The 18,272-nt window shown below is 37.1% G+C and carries 11 protein-coding genes and 1 tRNA gene; 6 read left to right on the plus strand and 6 right to left on the minus strand.

The genetic code is table 11. The features are described 5' to 3' along the window. Nucleotides 1–124: 124 nt before the first annotated feature. The 4 genes from EKL98_RS02070 to rseP all read right to left on the minus strand — a co-directional run bounded on the left by EKL98_RS02070 (nucleotide 125) and on the right by rseP (nucleotide 7,624). Nucleotides 125–3,346, minus strand: coding sequence for a WD40/YVTN/BNR-like repeat-containing protein (locus EKL98_RS02070; protein ID WP_126561413.1), 3,222 nt, complete (start codon nucleotides 3,344–3,346; stop codon nucleotides 125–127). Between the two features lie 513 nt (nucleotides 3,347–3,859). Next, entirely contained in the window at nucleotides 3,860–5,503 is a 1,644-nt protein-coding gene (locus tag EKL98_RS02075) for an amidase family protein (protein WP_126561414.1), read from the minus strand. A gap of 565 nt (nucleotides 5,504–6,068) precedes the next feature. Beyond that, a tRNA-Asn gene (locus tag EKL98_RS02080) sits at nucleotides 6,069–6,142 on the minus strand. A gap of 138 nt (nucleotides 6,143–6,280) precedes the next feature. Next, complete coding sequence (gene rseP / locus EKL98_RS02085) at nucleotides 6,281–7,624, minus strand: RIP metalloprotease RseP (RefSeq protein WP_126515356.1); 1,344 nt, start codon at nucleotides 7,622–7,624, stop codon at nucleotides 6,281–6,283. 235 nt (nucleotides 7,625–7,859) lie between these two features. On the opposite strand from rseP, the gene EKL98_RS02090 reads away from it, so the two are divergent. From EKL98_RS02090 to EKL98_RS02100, 3 genes are all read left to right on the plus strand, one after another. Continuing rightward, nucleotides 7,860–8,927 carry an NADH:flavin oxidoreductase/NADH oxidase gene (locus EKL98_RS02090; protein ID WP_126561415.1) on the plus strand — a complete coding sequence of 356 codons (1,068 nt, stop codon included), beginning with the start codon at nucleotides 7,860–7,862 and terminating at the stop codon, nucleotides 8,925–8,927. 236 nt (nucleotides 8,928–9,163) lie between these two features. After that, the gene (locus EKL98_RS02095) at nucleotides 9,164–10,204 is read left to right on the plus strand and encodes a Gfo/Idh/MocA family oxidoreductase (RefSeq protein ID WP_126561416.1); all 1,041 of its coding nucleotides are present in this window, start codon (nucleotides 9,164–9,166) and stop codon (nucleotides 10,202–10,204) included. A gap of 171 nt (nucleotides 10,205–10,375) precedes the next feature. Beyond that, nucleotides 10,376–11,587 (plus strand): MFS transporter, encoded by a 1,212-nt coding sequence (locus EKL98_RS02100; protein WP_126452111.1) that lies wholly within the window; start codon nucleotides 10,376–10,378, stop codon nucleotides 11,585–11,587. Nucleotides 11,588–11,632: 45 nt separating this feature from the next. On the opposite strand, the gene EKL98_RS02105 is transcribed toward EKL98_RS02100, so the two are convergent. Beyond that, nucleotides 11,633–12,079 (minus strand): hypothetical protein, encoded by a 447-nt coding sequence (locus tag EKL98_RS02105; protein WP_126561417.1) that lies wholly within the window; start codon nucleotides 12,077–12,079, stop codon nucleotides 11,633–11,635. A gap of 103 nt (nucleotides 12,080–12,182) precedes the next feature. On the opposite strand from EKL98_RS02105, the gene EKL98_RS02110 reads away from it, so the two are divergent. Continuing rightward, entirely contained in the window at nucleotides 12,183–13,328 is a 1,146-nt protein-coding gene (locus EKL98_RS02110; protein WP_126561418.1) for a cystathionine gamma-synthase, read from the plus strand. 79 nt (nucleotides 13,329–13,407) lie between these two features. Here EKL98_RS02110 and EKL98_RS02115 read toward each other — a convergent pair whose 3' ends face one another. Next, entirely contained in the window at nucleotides 13,408–14,124 is a 717-nt protein-coding gene (locus EKL98_RS02115; protein ID WP_126561419.1) for a THC0290_0291 family protein, read from the minus strand. Nucleotides 14,125–14,483: 359 nt separating this feature from the next. Here EKL98_RS02115 and gdhA point away from each other — a divergent pair, with 359 nt between their 5' ends. Beyond that, entirely contained in the window at nucleotides 14,484–15,827 is a 1,344-nt protein-coding gene (gene gdhA / locus EKL98_RS02120) for an NADP-specific glutamate dehydrogenase (RefSeq protein ID WP_126457645.1), read from the plus strand. Between the two features lie 125 nt (nucleotides 15,828–15,952). After that, nucleotides 15,953–18,241, plus strand: a complete 2,289-nt coding sequence (gene porZ, locus EKL98_RS02125; RefSeq protein WP_126561420.1) for a type IX secretion system anionic LPS delivery protein PorZ — start codon at nucleotides 15,953–15,955, stop codon at nucleotides 18,239–18,241. Nucleotides 18,242–18,272: the final 31 nt, after the last annotated feature.

Genomic DNA, 18,272 nt, shown 5'->3' on the forward strand with positions numbered 1-18,272 from the left:
ACAAAAAAGACCTTACATTGCTGTAAAGTCTTTTTAAAAAGCTCCTCTCTTGGGCTCGCCCCTCGGGACAGATTAGCAGTTAAATCTCGACTGCGCTCCATTTGACAAGATTGATACGATCTAATTATTTTATTTCCTTATCTAAAATAATGGCAGGAATTTGCTGTTTCATTACAAAAGCATTAAATTTCTTGACATCGTTATCCACGATATCTTTTATTTTCTGGAGTTCGGCATCTATTTTCATAGCTAAATCTTCATAAACAACATAAGCATTTCGGGTTGGTTTTGATTCCGATGACGAAATATTGGATCCTAATCCAGCCATTTTATCGTTCAATTGAATTGGGAAAGCTAACACATCTTGTGGTGCTTTAGCTTTTGGCTGCATTAATGATGACTCAATTTTATCCAAGTTTTCCAGAGTCGATTTCGTCATTTTTTTCATTTGATTGACTGCCACAGTATCTTTTACAGTTGCTATGTATCCATTAATTTGCGTGCGTATTTTTCGCAATTGGTTAATCGCGAGATGAGCTTCATTGACTTTTTTATTTACTTTTTGGTGCAAGTCAAATTGCTCTTTTAAATCAGCATCACTCGTGGTCATTCGAGGATCAAGTTTGATTTCAACAGCTGCCTCTGCAATAATGGTTTTGTCTTCAATTAACCGAACAATATAAGATCCCGGTACTACTTTTGCGCCAGTACCAGATCCTGCCCACATTACATTAGTTCCGTCAACTGCAGTTGCATTTGGATAGCGCATGTTCCATACAAATGAATTCATACCTGCTTTTGCGGTGATGAAACCCGCTTGCTCTTTTTTTGGATCTTGATAAAATTCCTTGGAAATTTTCATGGGTTCACCCTTCATGTCTTTGGTTGAAGAGTAGGTATTTATCGTATCTCCTTTGAGTGTTAGAAACTGTAATTTTATCTCAGTTGAAGGTTTCTTTTTGAAAAAGTAACGTACAATTACTCCATTTGGGGCATTAGTTCCTGAACTCATGTCATCGCTTTGTCCGCCTTGCATTCTATAAGCAGGACGCGGTTTGAAAAGGTGTTTGTCTCCTTTTACTGTTTTGTCTTTTATTTCATAAAGCGGTGTAATATCATCTAATACCCAAAAAGATCGGCCGTGGGTTGCAACGATTAAATCCTTTTCTCTTTTTTGAATTTGTAAATCTCTAATAGGAGTAACCGGTAAATTCAAGTTTAGTTTTTGCCAAGAATCTCCATCGTTGAAAGAAACATAAACGCCTCGCTCAGTTCCAGCAAACAGTAATCCGGGTTTGTTAGGATCTTCACGCAATACTCTGCAATATTCATCAGATGGAATTCCATTGGTTATTTTAGTCCAACTTTTTCCATAATCAACCGTTTTGAACATATACGGTGTACGATCGCCGTACATGTATTTATTGGCTGTTAAATATGCTTTTCCTTTTTCGTGTTCTGAAGTGTGAATCATACTAATCAAAGAAAAGTCAGGCAATACTGTTGTTGGTAATGAGATATTCTCCCATTTTGCCCCATTGTTTTTAGTGATATGTACTAAACCGTCATCAGATCCGGTCCAAATTACCCCTTTTTCTAGCGGTGATTCTGAGAGGGTGAATATAGTAGCGTATACTTCCGCTCCTGTTTGATCCTTAGTTATTGGTCCGCCCGTTTCTCCTGTAGTTTTTGGATCATTTCGAGATAAATCAGGACTTATAATTTCAAATGAATGACCTTGATCTTCCGTCACGTGTACTACCTGAGAGGTAACATACATTCTTTTTGGGTTGTGAGGCGAAAAAACAATTGGGTACGTCCATTGAAAACGGTATTTTTTAGCACTTGAAGGAGCCCCAATATTCGATTCTGGATACGGAGAGATATCTTTTCCTTGGCCTGTTTTTTTGTTGTAAGAACTCAATTGACCGTCGTACTCGCCACCGTATGTAATGTCAGCATTCGTTGGATCTGCCTCGATGTATCCTGCTTCGCCACCCGCAACGGCGTACCAAGATTCAGGACCTATACTATTGCCACTAGTTCTAGAAGCAATCCGAATGGAAGAATTGTCCTGTTGAGCTCCGTAGATATTATACGGGAATTCATTGTCTACTGATACATGATAAAATTGAGCGGTTGGTGTGTCTAATTCCGTGAAGGTTTCCCCACCATTAAAGGTAACTTCGCCACCGCCATCATCGCCAATTATAAAGTTATCTGGGTTTAAAGGATTAATCCATACATCATGTGTATCTCCGTGTCGGACATTTATTTTTTTAAAGCTTTTACCGCCATCGCTAGTTTTCCAAGCATCTACATTTAATACAATTAATCCATTTTCGTTTTTAGGATCGGTTTGTAAATTCATGTAATACCATGGTCTTTGCCAAAGATTTTTATCTTCATTAATCAATTCCCAGTGCTCGCCTGCATCGTCAGATCGATACAGTCCGCCTTTTGTATTTTCGATCAAAGCATACAAGCGATTCGAATTTATTGGAGACACAGCGATTCCCATTTTTCCGAGGATTCCAATTGGCATTCCTGGTTTTTCGTTAAGCGATTTCCAAGTATCACCGCCATCAATAGATTTGTACATTCCAGATCCTTTTCCTCCTGATGACATAGAATGACCGTTACGATATCCTTCCCAAAGCGTTGCGTAAACAATTCTAGGATTGGTAGGATCGATACGAACACACATAGCGCCCGTTTTTTCATCTTTAGAAAGAACTAATTGCCATGTTTTTCCACCATCTTTTGATCGGTAAACACCGCGTTCCGGATTAGATTTAAAAGGATTTCCCATTGCTGCAACAAAAACGATGTTAGCATCAGAAGGGTGTACTTCAATATTAGCGATTGCATCCGCTTTATCGAGGCCAGATTTTGACCAAGTTTTTCCGCCGTTTACAGATTTATACATTCCGTCACCAAAAGAGATATTGGATCGCATATCCGCTTCGCCCATTCCTACATATACTACATTCGCATCAGATGGAGCAACTGTAATTGCACCTACAGCAGATGATTTAAAAATACTATCAGAAATAGGAAACCATTCATTTCCTCCATCAATTGTTTTCCAAACGCCACCTCCTGTTGAACCAAAATAATACGTCAAAGGATGGTTGGCATGTCCTGCTACCGCAAGTGATCTTCCCGATCGAAAAGGTCCGATATTTCTCCATTTAAGCGCATTAAATACGCTATCTGAGACAAAATTTGAAGTTGTTTTGTTTTTTACATTCTTTTTTTGAGCATAGCCTAAGCTAGTGGAAAGTGTTATAAAAAAGACAAGAACGATACTAAAGTTAATTCTTTTAAAATAAGTTTGGTTCATAGGTTTTAATAGATTGGTTAGTGGTTATTAAATTTTAAACTTCAATAAGGATTTGCCATTTTTAGTTTTAAACACTGCATATTGGAAAAACACATACCTAGTTATTTATCAAATATAAGAATTAATTTAGTAGTAATTGTAGTTGTTAAACGGCGTTGCATGGAAGCACAGATTTGTAACCAAGTTAAAATGGTTATCAACAAATTTTCCTATTTCTATCTTTGAACTAGGTGATGTCTTAATTTCATTGTGAATTTAAAACAAAAAAGACCTTACATTGCTGTAAAGTCTTTTTTAAAAAGGTTCTACCGATAGCTATTGAGGCTAGTTCGGGTGATTTATTCGATGATTAACTTTTTATATGTTTTCAAGTAATTTCATTGAAATTTCAGGATTCTGTATTAGGTTTTCAATATCAATTTTGCTTTGCATCTTCTTGCTTTAAATTAAAGTTGTAACCAACGTACAAGTGATTTAATAGATGCGGGTGTTTTTAATTTTAATCTTTTAAATCTATTTATAGTCTTGCGGTAATTTTCGAATTTTTGTTACTTTTTCAAAGGCAAATCCCATTTTTAAAAGGCTGTCTTCATGATACGGTCTGGCTATAAATGTAAGACCCCATGGCTCTCCCGTTGTTTTGTAGCCCATAGGAATAGTAAGGCAAGGGTAGTTGGCCGCAGCGGCATGACCGGCGTTATTATTGTTTATGGATAAGATAGCGTCGAGTTGGTATTTTACCATCGGTTTTTCAAAAAAATTGACTCCTTCTTTTTTGATTTTGGCCTTTATTTGCAGTAATTCTGCTTCAGTAGTGTTTTCGGCTAGCATTTGTTCAAAACGTCCTTGTCCGTAGGGAATTTTTAGTATCGAATCATTTTTATTGTACGCTATAATGTCAGCAATAGAGCGGATAGTAAGTTCATTTGATGCATATTTATTCAAATAATTAGGAAGATCAACTTTCATGTCGGCACTAAGTATGGTGCCAAAACCGTCGAAGTTCATTGGTTCTGGATCATATTCAACGACTATACCACCTAACTTAATTATGGTATTGATACTCTGCTTATAAATTGAATCTCCTAAAAAGTTTTTAATGGCACCAAATCGTAATCCTTGCAGCGTTCCCGACTTTAGATCATCGAGGTACTTTATGTTTTTTGGATTGTTCTTGGTTGCAGGATCATTATTGTCTTCTCCACTCATAGCCGAAAGAAGGATTCCACTATCAGTAACATTTTTTGTCATTGGCCCAGGCGTGTCTAATGTACTTGAGATTGGAATAATACCCGTTCGGCTCAATAAACCAGTAGTTGGTTTTAGACCAATAATTGAATTTTGCCACGAAGGAGAAAGAATAGAACCTGAAGTTTCAGTTCCCACTGCTGCTGCCGCATAATTGGCGGCTACCGCAGCACCACTTCCTGAGCTCGAACCACCAGTGTCAAATATTTTCCGTCCATAGGGATTAAGCGTTTGCCCTCCCGCTGCACTATAGCCATTAGGACCAGTCAGGAAAAGGAAATTAGCCCATTCGCTTAAGTTTGTTTTACCTAAAACAATAGCACCTTTATCTTTTATTTGGGTAATTATAAATGCATCTGCAGCGGTATTGTTTCGTAACAAATGTGTTCCTGCGGTGGTAGGCATGCCCTTTACGTTTGTATTGTCTTTTACAAGTATTGGTATGCCGTAAATTGGATGGTCGTGATTGGATTTGTTTTTATCTCTCTTTCGTGCTTCATTAACTGCTTCAGGGTTAATAGCTACAATTGCATTTAGCATCTTATCTTTATCATTTTCATATTTGACAATTCTGTATAAATACCACTGCGTCAGTGTTTCATAGCTAAGGCTGCCAGATTTAATATTGGATTGAATGGTGGGAATGTTTTGTTCTAAGATTAAAGGTTTTAGTCTTTGATAATCGTCCTCCGAAAAAGCACCTATCTGTTGTGCTATGTTTTCCCAAATAGTGTTTTTATCCAGAATTTTTGACTGGATCAATTTGTATTGCATTTTTGTTGATGCGTTGGTAGCATTTTTTGCTAGTTCTTCGGTTTCGTCATAAGGGGCCCATGCCGGAATAACTGTTTTTTGAGTTGGCTTACAAGCCAGTATAAAAAAGAGAGAGAGGAAAAGAATTTTCTTCATTAAATCTAAATTTAGGGTTATGTATTGGTTTTTTTTAGGTCAGTTCTAGTTCGTTTTTACACTATTTACTTAATCGAAGCAACTATAAACAAAAGGTGTTGGATGTATATTCGAAAGAAAAGATATTAAAATCCGCAAGTTCAAACAGCATTAAGTGTCTTTATTTATTCCCGAACCTATTTGTAAATAATAAGTCATGTGATCGAAATTCAAAGATATACAATTAATGTACTATTAGCGTAAAATTATAGCAAAGGCAGGATAGGATTCTTTAAAAAAAGGAGGTGGGTTTTTGGCAAGAGGCACTATTAGAATTGTAGTTTTTTTTTGATTCATGTTACCGTTTTTTAGAGTTAAACAATTGGCATGACAAGTCAGAATATAAAATGGGTACCTCGAGATTTTAGATGGGTACCGAATAGTGTGCCTTTTTTTTATAAACGAACCTAGCAACTTGGCAAAATCTAGAATTAGCTTTTATTGACTGAATCGCCATGAAGCCCCGATTTCACTACCGCTTTAAAACAAAAAAGACCTTACATTGCTGTAAAGTCTTTTTAAAAAGCTCCCTCTCTTGGGCTCGAACCAAGGACCCTCTGATTAACAGTCAGATGCTCTAACCAACTGAGCTAAGAAGGAAACTGTATATTTTTATTCTGGTAAAAAATGAACGTTTTTGTGTGCTTATTAATGAAGTTTATTTCACTTGTAAAGCGGTGCAAATATAGGGCTTAATTTGATTTCTGCAAGCAAAAATAAATTTTTTTTTAATTTTTTTTACTTCCCTACAATTGCCTTGTAAATGTCGTTTCCGTTAGCAAATAATAACAGTGTTATAAGTAATACGAAACCAACCATTTGCGCATTCTCTAGGAATTTGTCACTTGGTTTTTTACCACTGATGATTTCATATAATAAAAACATAACGTGACCTCCATCAAGTGCCGGAATAGGCAATAAGTTCATTACACCTAGCATTATGGATAACAATGCAGTGATGTTCCAGAACACTTCCCAGCTCCAGGTATTAGGAAAGATGTCGAAGATGGCTTTGAAACCTCCCACTTGTTTGTAGGCTTTAGTCTCCGGATTGAAAATCATTTTCAACTGTTTTCCGTATCCTACTAATTGATCTTTTCCTTTAGTAATCCCAACCGGAATAGATTCTAAGAAACCAAATTCTTGTTTGCTAATTTTGTAATAGCCCAGTTTTTCAAGTGAAGCCATTCCTAATGACCCAACAGTAATCCCTAATTCTCCATTGCTAGAAACAATAACAGGTACTTTTATCTCTTTTTCATCTCTTAAAACAGTGGCTGCAATTGTTTTATTCTTGTTTTTTTCTAAAACAGATTTTACTTGGTCAAAATATTTTGTGGACTGTCCGTTTAATGAAGTAATAATATCTTTAGGCTGCAGGGCAGTGTTCAAAGATCCTTCGGAGATAGATGTTATTGCATACGGCATTCGGATCGATACCAATGGTACTTTTTCCTGTTTTGACAATTGGTCTACAAAGTCATTTGGCATTTTGATTGCTTGTTCCGCACCATTTCTTTCAATAAGAATCTGTTTTGCCATAATAACCTTCATGGTTAGATCATTGTCAAATCGGGTAATTTTTTCACCATCAACAGATAAAATATGATCACCGGTTTTGAAACCAACATTTTGCATCGCTTTATTTTCAATCAATAAACCATCTTTCAAATCCGCATTTGCTATGAAAATATCGCCATAAGCAAATGCCATTCCGATATATATAATGAAAGCCAAAATAAAATTTACGGTAACGCCTCCCAACATAATAATCAAACGTTGCCAAGCCGGTTTAGAGCGAAATTCCCAGGGTTGCGGAGGCAAGGCCATTTGTTCCTTGTCCATGCTTTCATCAATCATTCCGGAAATTTTCACATAACCGCCAAGAGGCAACCACCCGATACCGTATTCAGTTTCGCCAATTTTCTTTTTGATAAGGGAATACTTAACATCAAAAAATAAGTAGAATTTTTCGACTCTGGTTTTAAACAGTTTAGCAGGAATGAAATGTCCTAATTCGTGAAGTATAATCAGTAATGATAAGCTCAATAAAAATTGAGAAAGCTTGATAACTATGTCCATTTATTTGTCATTGCGAGGAACGAAGCAATCTAATCCTCTTATTAATTTAATTTTTACAACTCACAAAAGTAAGGTTTTCTATTTGTTTAATTCGCAATAATTGTTCCATACCGTTTTAAATGTTTGTTAATTAATGAAAATTCAGTCCCTCGTTTCGCTGCTGTCTCGTAACTTTACTTTTTTTAAAAGGAAATTCCCTTTGTCTTTATTTTAATTACATACTTAAATTACTACTATGTCATCTCAATTATTTTCTCCACTCCAAATAAAAAGCATTACCCTTAAAAATAGAATTGCAATTTCTCCTATGTGCCAATATTCTGCTCATGATGGCTTTGCTAATGATTGGCATCTTGTGCATCTGGGAAGTCGCGCCAGCGGAGGCGCAGGATTAATCATTCAGGAAGCGACTTCGGTTTCTCCAGAAGGCAGGATTTCTCCGGGCGATTTGGGACTTTGGAAAGACGAACAAATCGAAAAAATGCAGCAAATTAATCAATTTATCATCAGTCAGAATTCAATTCCCGGAATCCAATTGGCACATGCCGGAAGAAAAGCCAGTGCCGCATCACCATGGAACGGAGGTAGAAAAGTAGCTAAAATACAAGACGGTTGGGATCCAGTAGCGCCAAGTGCTGTAGCCTATCATGACAATGAAGCAATACCAATTGCATTAGACCAAACAGGAATTCAAAAAGTAGTTTCCGACTTTAAATCAGCCACAAAAAGAGCGCTTCAAGCAGGTTTTCAAGTGATGGAAATCCATGCCGCACACGGGTATTTGTTGCATCAGTTTCTTTCGCCTTTGTCTAATTTTAGAACCGATGAATACGGTGGAAGTTTCGAAAACCGAATCCGATTGACACTCGAAGTCGTTGTAGCAGTTCAAGCTGAGTGGCCGGAAAACTTGCCTTTATTCGTTAGAATCTCAGCAACAGACTGGGCAGAAGGCGGGTGGAATTCTGAGGAATCTGTACAACTTTCGAAAATACTAAAAGAAAAAGGAGTGGACTTGATTGATGTTTCTTCGGGAGGATTAGTTTCGCACCAACAAATTCCGTTGGGACCAAATTACCAAGTCCCTTTTGCAGAAAGCATAAAAAAAGAAACCGGAATCCGGACTGGCGCCGTAGGTTTAATCACTGTTGCCGCCCAAGCCGAGGAGATTGTTGCTTCAGGTAAAGCGGATTTAGTGTTATTTGCCAGAGAGTCCCTGAGAAATCCAAATTTAGGATTGACATTTGCCCATGACTTAAAGGCGGAGAGCGAATGGCCAAAACAATACGAAAGAGCAAAAAAGTAAAATTTTGAAACATATAAGTCAAATACGTTTTACTTTTAAAAAGTATAAAGTGACACTGTGTAAAGGCATTTTAATTCTTCTATGAACTTAAATTCATTAAATGCTTAAAAAAACAAGAATCTTTATTTTGAAAAGATAATGAGTTGAGAAGAATTTATAGTACTCCTCTAAATTTTAAAAACTTACAGGACTTACATGTTTAAAAATAATACGCCAATAATTTGAAAATTACTACCATGCAAAAAATAAAAACAGCTTTGCTTTCCTACGGAATGTCCGGAAAAGTATTTCATGCTCCTTTTTTAGAATTTCATCCCGGATTTGAGCTGCTTGGTTCTTGGGAACGAAGTAAAAAATTGATTCATCAAGATTGTCCTTCGGTGAAAAGTTATGCCACGATGGAAGAGCTATTAGAGGATGATCTTGATCTGGTGGTAGTCAATACCCCTGTAGAGACACATTACGAATATGCTAAAAAAGTGCTGTTGGCCGGGAAACACGCCATTGTCGAGAAAGCATTTACCACAACGGTTGCCCAAGCGCAGGAATTAGCTGCTATCGCTAAAGAAAATGGATTGAAACTGGCCGTTTTTCAAAACAGACGATGGGACAGTGATTTCAAGACCGTCCAGAAAATCATTTCAGAGAAAGTTTTGGGAGATCTTATAGAAGCCGAAATCCATTTTGATCGGTACAATCCGCTTTTGAGTCCAAAACAACACAAAGAAACCGCCAATTCCGGTGCTGGAATTCTCAAGGATTTAGGGCCACATTTAATCGATCAGGCCTTGTGCTTGTTTGGATTGCCACAATCTGTTTTTGCTGACATCCGCATCACACGGGAACATTCTTTGGTTGATGATTATATCGATATTTTACTGTATTATTCTAACTTTCGTGTCCGATTAAAAGCGGGTTTTTTTGTCCGGGAAGCGATTCCCGCTTATATTATTCATGGAAAAAAAGGGTCATTCCTGAAACCGCGTGGCGATGTACAGGAAGACGAATTAAAATTAGGAATGAAACCCAATCTGGATGTTTGGGGAACGGAATCAGTTGAAAAAAGAGGGTTGTTACACACGGAAATAAAAGGCAAAACGGTTCAGGAAATCACACCCACGCTTCAAGGGAATTATTATGACTTTTTTGACGGCGTATATCATTCGATTACAAATGACGCTATAGAACCGGTTACGGCACAAGAGGGTGTTCAGGTTATGCGAATTATTGAAGCGGCAATCCAAAGCAGTGCGCAGAAAAAAGTAATTGACCTATAAAATGTACCGCGAATTCGCTAATTTTTTTAAACTTTTGTGAAAATTAGTGAATTCGCGGGAATTACTTTTTATGAACAATAACGTTGTAGCTCGCATCAAATGTGTGGCTTTGACACAACCAATCGTTGCTTTTTGTAATTTTGGCACAATAAAATTCTAAAACAAATCACTTTGATAGATTTAAACTTTTTAGGAAGGTCAAAAACGAAAGCTAAATTCAAGAAAACATATAAAGATGCTAAGATTTCGTATCTGAAAAGAATTCGTTGGGCAGTTTCTATGTTCTATTTTGGTATGGGTTTGTGTTTTGCTACTTGGGCCAGCCGAATTCCGGATATTAAAACAGCATTGCACCTAAGCGAAGGGGATTTAGGGAGTATTTTATTTGCTTTGCCACTAGGACAACTGGTGGTGATGCCTTTTTCCGGTAAATTGGTCACTCGTTTTGGCAGTCATCGGATCTTGATTTTTTCCTTGCTTTTTTATGTTTTTAGCTTGACAAACTTGGGCTTGGCTGTTGCGGCTTGGCAATTGTCATTGGGATTATTCGTGTTTGGAATTTTTGGAAACTTGTCTAACATAGCCGTGAATACACAGGGTGTTTACACAGAAGTACTTTTCAAAAAAACAATTATGTCCTCTTTTCATGGGATGTGGAGTTTTGCCGGATTTACAGGTGCTTTAGTAGGATTGGGTATGCTGGCATTTGAGTTGACTCCGTATGTTCATTTTTTGATTGTTGCCGGAATAGTACTATTGATGATGGCATTTAATTATAATTTTTTGGTCAAAGCCAAAGAAACGATCCAAGTCGAGAAGAAAAAAATGTTTTCAAAACCAGATAGCGGTTTAATTTGGCTTGGTGTCATTGGCTTTTGTTGCATGGCCAGTGAAGGTGTTATGTTTGACTGGAGCGGCGTTTATTTCAAAGATGTTATCAAAGCACCCGGACCATTAGTGATTTTAGGATACACTTCTTTTATGATTATGATGGCAGGTGGGCGTTTTTTAGGGGATGGACTGATCCGTAAATTTGGAAGAAAAAGAGTCTTACAAATAAGTGGTATCATGATTTCGGCAGGACTTTTTACAGCAGTACTTTTTCCTTTTATTATTCCCGCAACCCTCGCTTTTATGTTTGTAGGACTAGGCGTTTCTACTATTGTGCCTACTGTATATAGTGTTGCCGGGAAAACACCAAACGTTTCTCCCAGCGTAGCCCTAACCACAGTTTCCAGCGTAAGCTTTCTTGGATTTTTGATGGGTCCGCCTATTATAGGGTACATCGCTGAGTTGTCCAGTCTGCGATTTTCATTCGCATTTATAGGTATTTTTGGATTTTTGATAGCACTGATGGTATCCCGAATTAAAGCTATAGACTAATTGGATTTTTGATTTGTAAAACAAGTTGTCTTCGTGTTTTTAGAATCAGATCCCCAAAAGACCTCTGTTGGAGTAAATTAAACCGAAAGACTGGTGGTCAGACATGCTTTTATAATTTAAAATATTTTCAGATTTGTATTTTATGCTTTCTTCAACCTGAGCTTCCCATCCAAAGGTATCATTCGGAAAATCGTTTTGGAATTTTTCGTAGGAACCAATAAAAGCAGTCGTTAGTTCCTTGTAATTTGATGCAGTGTATGGCTTTTCGCCAAAATAAATAATTTTCTTCAGTACAGAAAATACTTTTTTATTAATGCTGTCTGCTGCAATTGGGAGTTCTTTAGCAATTGGGATTTTTAAGCTTATTGTAGGACATGGCTTTTTGCAGTGTAATGTAGTTGTCGTTACAAAATTCTGGTATTCAAAAACTAATTCATTAGAGCACCGTGTGATAGAAAAAAGGATAAGTGAAAATAAGACAATGTATTTCATCTTTTAACAGATAATTAAACACAAAGGGACCTACTTGAGGCTTGGTAAGAATGAATTAAACGGTAAATTTGTAAAACAATCGAGCATTTTAAAATTAGAAGATATGAAATTTAATACTAAAGTGATTCACGGTGGACAACACCATGACCCAAGCACAGGAGCCGTTATGCCACCGGTATATCAAACATCTACATTTGCACAAACAAGTCCCGGACAACCCATAAATCCGGATTATGAATATAGCAGAGCTGCAAATCCTACCAGAACCGCACTGGAAAATGCATTAGCAAGTATAGAAAACGGAACCCGAGCATTGGCTTTTTCTTCAGGGTTAGCGGCTACAGATTGTGTTTTGCGTTCTTTCAAAGCAGGGGATGAAATTATAGCAATGGATGATTTATATGGAGGAACCTATCGCATGTTTACCCGTATTTACAAAGATCCCGGAATAAAATTTCATTTTGTGGATATGAATGACATAGAGAAATTCAAGTCATTGATAACTGAAAACACAAAATTAGTTTGGGTAGAAACGCCAACAAATCCTTTGATGAAATTAGTAGATATTCAGGAAATTGCTAAAATCACCAAAGAAAAGAAAATACTTTTCGCAGTTGATAATACTTTTGCAACGCCTTATTTACAAAAACCATTAGACTTAGGTGCTGATATTGTCATGCATTCGGCGACGAAATATCTTGGCGGTCATTCTGATGTAATTGCGGGAGCTTTAATTGTAAAAGAGGAGGCGCTTGGGGAACAATTGCATTTTCAACAATTTGCAACTGGAGCTACATTAGGGCCAATGGATAGTTTTTTAGTGCTTAGAGGAATAAAAACGTTGCATTTGCGTGTCGAAAGACATTGTCAGAATGGAGAGAAAGTAGCGGATTTTTTAGACAATCATATAAAAGTAAAGACGGTGTATTATCCAGGATTGCCAAGCCATCCGTTTCATGCAATTGCAAAAAAGCAAATGAGCGGTTATGGAGGAATGGTCTCGTTTACCTTTGTTTCTGGTAAAAAAGAAGATGCTATTGCTTTTCTAGAAAAAATTAACGTATTTACCCTTGCAGAATCCCTTGGAGGTGTAGAATCATTAGCAAATCATCCGGCTTTGATGACTCACGCATCAATTCCGGAAGACAAACGGGCAGCAGTTGGTATCACAGATGATTTAGTCCGGTTAAGCGTAGGAATCGAAGATATCGAAGATTTACTGGAAGATTTGAAACAAGCCTTAGCGTAAGATTTTTTCAAAATAAAAACAAACCCCCAATTCTAATTTAGAGTTGGGGGTTTGTTGTGTAAAAGTATTGCCATTATTATTACAAATAATAAATATACCCTACATTAAACCAGACCAGCCAGTCGTTTGCTTTGTTTTCTTTATAAATTTCCGGATTAGGATTTAAACCATCTACCCAGTTGGAAAAATAATACTGCATTCTTAAGTCGACCATTAAATCCGATAATGGAGATAATTTATAGCGGGTTCCCACGCTGGATACCACGGACCAGACAGATCCGCTTTCAGAAGAAAACCCATACGGACGACCATCAGTTGGGGTTAGATATTTAGGAAATGTAGTTAACGGAGTTCCTAAAGGGCCTAGTGAGGACGAAGCTTTTGCATTGTAATAACTAAACTGACCTCCCAGGCTTATAAAAGGTCCTAAGCTTCCTGTTCGGGAACTGAAATCACGAATACTCCAGGGAAAATATTCCAGTTGCATTCCAATGTTAGTAACAGCAGTGCTTCCTGTCATTGCGCGCAATTGATCTGCTTCCAGTGAGGGTTTCTCTGGAGCGACCCATTCGCCAAAGTGTTTTAAGTAGGTTTTATTATACGATAGCTCACTTCTTAATTTGAAGTGGTTGTTAAAATACGTTTCCGGGGTATAACAATTACAGTCGGCTTTATAAGAAAAATTCAAATAATGAATAATCCCTATTCCTATACCTGTATTTCCTGAGTTTGTTGAAAGGTCATTTCGTTCCCCATAATCAGATTGAAAAGCAACAGGCCCAACAACCACTCCTATTTCATGCGAAAAACCACCGAATTGTGCATTAGAATGAGGTAAAAACCAAAAAAAAAAAGGGTAAGCAGGGTTATTTGTTTGATCATTAGGGGGATAAATTTTCTAATCCTGACAAATATATAAAAACATCATTCACTAATAAAAATAAAATTATAAATAAGTTTACAAATTCTTATTTTACTTACGAAAGTCATAGTGATTTTAGATTAAATGGTATATCTTATACACAATTGATTGCAAATGGGTAATAAAAAAATAATTCTATTGATAAAGTGGAAAAACTAAGTCTGAATATTTTTATAAAATGTATCTTTGTATAGTTTAACGAAATCGTTTTCTTAATCAATTATTTATAATCTATGTTACTAAAAGTAAATGAATTTATGGCTCAAGTTGAAGCCAAAAATCCAAATGAACCTGAATTTATTCAAGCTGTTAGGGAATTCGCTGAAACTGTAATCCCATTTATTGCAGAACAGAAAAAATACGACGGAAAAAATTTGCTTCTCAGAATAGCTGAACCAGAACGGTCGATTATATTTCGTGTTCCGTGGGTTGACGATAGTGGTGAAATACAGGTTAACAGAGGTTTTAGAATTCAAATGAATTCAGCAATCGGACCATACAAAGGGGGAATACGCTTCCACCATACGGTAAATTTATCAGTGCTTAAGTTTTTAGCATTTGAACAAGTATTCAAAAATAGTCTGACCACTTTGCCAATGGGCGGAGGAAAAGGAGGATCGGATTTTGATCCACAAGGAAAATCAGATGGGGAAGTGATGCGTTTCTGTCAGTCTTTCATGACGGAATTGTGCAGACACATCGGGCCACAATTAGACGTTCCTGCAGGAGATATTGGTGTTGGAGCCAGGGAAATTGGGTATCTATTTGGTCAATACAAAAGAATAAAAAATGAATTTACTGGAGTGTTAACCGGTAAAGGACTGGCTTACGGAGGTTCTTTGATCAGACCGGAAGCAACAGGGTATGGAGTGGTTTATTTTGCGGAACAAATGCTTAAAACCATAGGCCAAACTATCAATGGAAAAACAGTTTCCATTTCTGGATTTGGGAATGTGGCTTGGGGAGTCGCTTTGAAAGTAAATGACCTTGGCGGAAAATTAGTTACTATTTCAGGTCCGGATGGGTATATTTATGATGAGGAAGGTATTTTCGGAGAAAAAATTGACTTTATGCTAGAGATGAGGGCAAGAGGCGATAACAGATGCGAATCGTATTTAGAAAAATATCCAAATGCCGCTTTCCACAGAGGTAAAAGTGTGTGGGAAGTAAAAACAGATATTGCCATTCCTTGCGCAACTCAAAATGAGTTGAACGAGGAAGATGCAAAAAACTTAATTGCAAATGGAGTTATTTGTGTAACCGAAGCAGCAAACATGCCATGTACGTTAGAAGCTATCAAAGAATTCTTAAACGCAAAAGTCCTTTTTGCACCAGGTAAAGCGGCAAATGCAGGTGGTGTTGCAGCCTCTGGATTAGAGATGACACAAAATTCTATTCGTTTAAACTGGACCAGTGAAGAAGTAGATAGCAGACTAAAAGAGATTATGGTAGGAATCCACAATCAATGTAAAAGATATGGTACGGACGAAGAAGGATATGTGAACTATGTAAAAGGAGCAAACATTGCTGGATTTGTAAAAGTAGCAGATGCTATGCTGGCACAAGGGGTCGTGTAAATCAGCTTTAATTATTGTATAAAATGCCTTTTGTCTTTATTCTGGACAGAAGGCATTTTTTGTGTGTAACAAAATGCTAAGACTTTCGTTTGTTCTATATTTGTAATTCAATAGTCATACAGATAATGAACAAGAGCGTTTTATTTTTTTTGCTGCTACTTTTTGTGCAAATGGGTTTTGCTCAAAACGATTTGTCGTGGCAGGGTTATTTCTCCTATAATGAAATAAAAGATGTCTCCGTATCTGCAACAGCCGTTTTTGCTGCTTCTGAAAATGCGTTGTTTTCTAAAAACACAACCAGTAATATAATCAAAACCACCAATACAGTAGATGGACTCTCCGGACAAACCATCTCGTCGGTATTTCATAGTACAGCCTCCAATAAAACAATTGTAGGATATGAAAACGGACTGCTAATCGTGATTAATGAAGTTGATGGAAGCATGCTCAATGTAGTCGATATTATCAACAAACAACTTCCTTCGGATATAAAGAAAATCAATCATTTCATGGAATTTGAAGGGATAGCTTATCTCTCGTGTGATTTTGGTATTGTCCAATTTAATTTGGCCACCATGCAATTTGGGGATACTTATTTTATTGGGAATGCCGGTGCCGAAATCAGTGTGAGCCAAACCGCATTGTACAATGGTTTTATTTATGCTGCCACAAATAATGGAATAAAAAGAGCTGCTGTTTCTAATAAGAATTTAGTCGATTTTAACCAATGGACCACAATAGCCTCTGGAATCTGGTCTGGCATAACAACAGTAGGTTTAAATCTGTATGCTGTGGACGCTTCGGGATACATTCATAAATTTAATTTGGTTACGGATTCGTTTGCGGGATCTGTCCGGCTTTCTCAACCTGCATTGGATATGAGAACATCGGATGGTTATTTAGTAGTTACAACTTTAAGCAGGATTTATATTTATAACAGCCAAATGGCATTGGTACATCAAATAAACACCAATCAACTGCCGGAACCCAATATTAGTTTTACGTGTGCTACTATAATAGGCGACACTGTTTTTATTGGAACAAAAGAAAATGGATTGACTACAACTACGCTTTCTTTGGGGGTAACTTTTGAAAACATAACACCCATTGGTCCGTCAAGAAACAATATATTTTCGCTTCAGGTGGCGCCCAGCTCGCTTTGGGTGGTTTACGGAGATTATACGTCCGATTATAATCCGTATCCGTTAGACAGTTATGGGATTAGTAAATTTAGCGCTACAGGGTGGTTGAATATTCCGTATGAAGCAGTTTTAGGAGCGCAATCAATGACCAGAATTATAGTTAATCCAAGCAATGAAAACGAAGTATATGCCAGTTCTTTTTTCTCAGGACTGTTGAAAATAGAAAATGACGTACCAAAAATTTTGTACAATCAAACCAATAGCGGCTTAGAGTCATTAACCTTTGCAGGGCCTAATTATAAAGACATTAGGATCAATGGAACCGCATTTGACAAAACAGGAAATCTTTGGGTTACCAACAGCCGAATAAAAAATGGATTGAAAGTCTTGAGGCCTTCGGGTCAATGGCAAAGTTATGCGATGGATGCTATTTTGGACTCGCCAAATGACAACAATTTTGGAACAATTGCAATAGATAGAAATGGAACCAAATGGCTTTCTACGAATGGTGATGGTGTGATTGGTTTTAACGAAAGTAACACTAGATTTAAAAAAATAACAACAGGCGCTGATTTGGGTAATTTACCAGTTTCGGATGTTCGAACTATTGCAATAGATACCAGAAACCAGCTCTGGATCGGTACTACAAAAGGGTTGCGAATTTTGTCAAATGTAAGTAGTTTTCAATCGGATGACCAGATGACGACCAATCCCATAATTATTACAGACGATAATCTGGCCCAAGAATTGTTATACGAACAGTTTATTACGGATATTGCTGTTGATGGTGCCAATAACAAATGGATAGGAACGGCTGATTCCGGTTTGTTTTTAGTCTCGCCAAACGGTCAGGAAACCAAATATCATTTTACAATAAGCAACTCGCCGTTGCCCAGCAATGTGATCAATGACATTGAGATCAATAGCGCTACGGGCGAAGTTTTTATTGCTACTGCAAAAGGGCTGATTTCTTTCAAAGGAATTGCAACTGCTGCTAATGATGATTTAAGTAACGCGTATGTGTATCCAAATCCGGTACGACCGGAATACCAAGGAACCGTTAAAATTGCCGGATTACTGGATAAAGCCAACATTAAAATCACTGATATTGGAGGAAATCTGGTTTATGAAACCACTTCCGAAGGCGGAACAATAGAATGGGATACCACCGCCTTTGGGAAATATAAAGTGGCTTCCGGGGTGTATATGATTTTTATTTCGGCACAAGACGGAGTGGAAACTAAAGTTAAAAAAGTAATGATAATTAGATAATCTAAAGGAATGAATTTTCAATCTTTAAATT

The organism is Flavobacterium bomense, assembly GCF_003970355.1.

Bases quoted from the DNA above. Each gene is read 5' to 3' on its own strand.
- EKL98_RS02070 (WP_126561413.1), bottom strand. From the start codon at position 3,346: ATGAACCAAACTTATTTTAAAAGAATTAACTTTAGTATCGTTCTTGTC.
- EKL98_RS02075 (WP_126561414.1), bottom strand. From the start codon at position 5,503: ATGAAGAAAATTCTTTTCCTCTCTCTCTTTTTTATACTGGCTTGTAAG.
- rseP (WP_126515356.1), bottom strand. From the start codon at position 7,624: ATGGACATAGTTATCAAGCTTTCTCAATTTTTATTGAGCTTATCATTA.
- EKL98_RS02090 (WP_126561415.1), top strand. From the start codon at position 7,860: ATGTCATCTCAATTATTTTCTCCACTCCAAATAAAAAGCATTACCCTT.
- EKL98_RS02095 (WP_126561416.1), top strand. From the start codon at position 9,164: ATGCAAAAAATAAAAACAGCTTTGCTTTCCTACGGAATGTCCGGAAAA.
- EKL98_RS02105 (WP_126561417.1), bottom strand. From the start codon at position 12,079: ATGAAATACATTGTCTTATTTTCACTTATCCTTTTTTCTATCACACGG.
- EKL98_RS02110 (WP_126561418.1), top strand. From the start codon at position 12,183: ATGAAATTTAATACTAAAGTGATTCACGGTGGACAACACCATGACCCA.
- gdhA (WP_126457645.1), top strand. From the start codon at position 14,484: ATGTTACTAAAAGTAAATGAATTTATGGCTCAAGTTGAAGCCAAAAAT.
- porZ (WP_126561420.1), top strand. From the start codon at position 15,953: ATGAACAAGAGCGTTTTATTTTTTTTGCTGCTACTTTTTGTGCAAATG.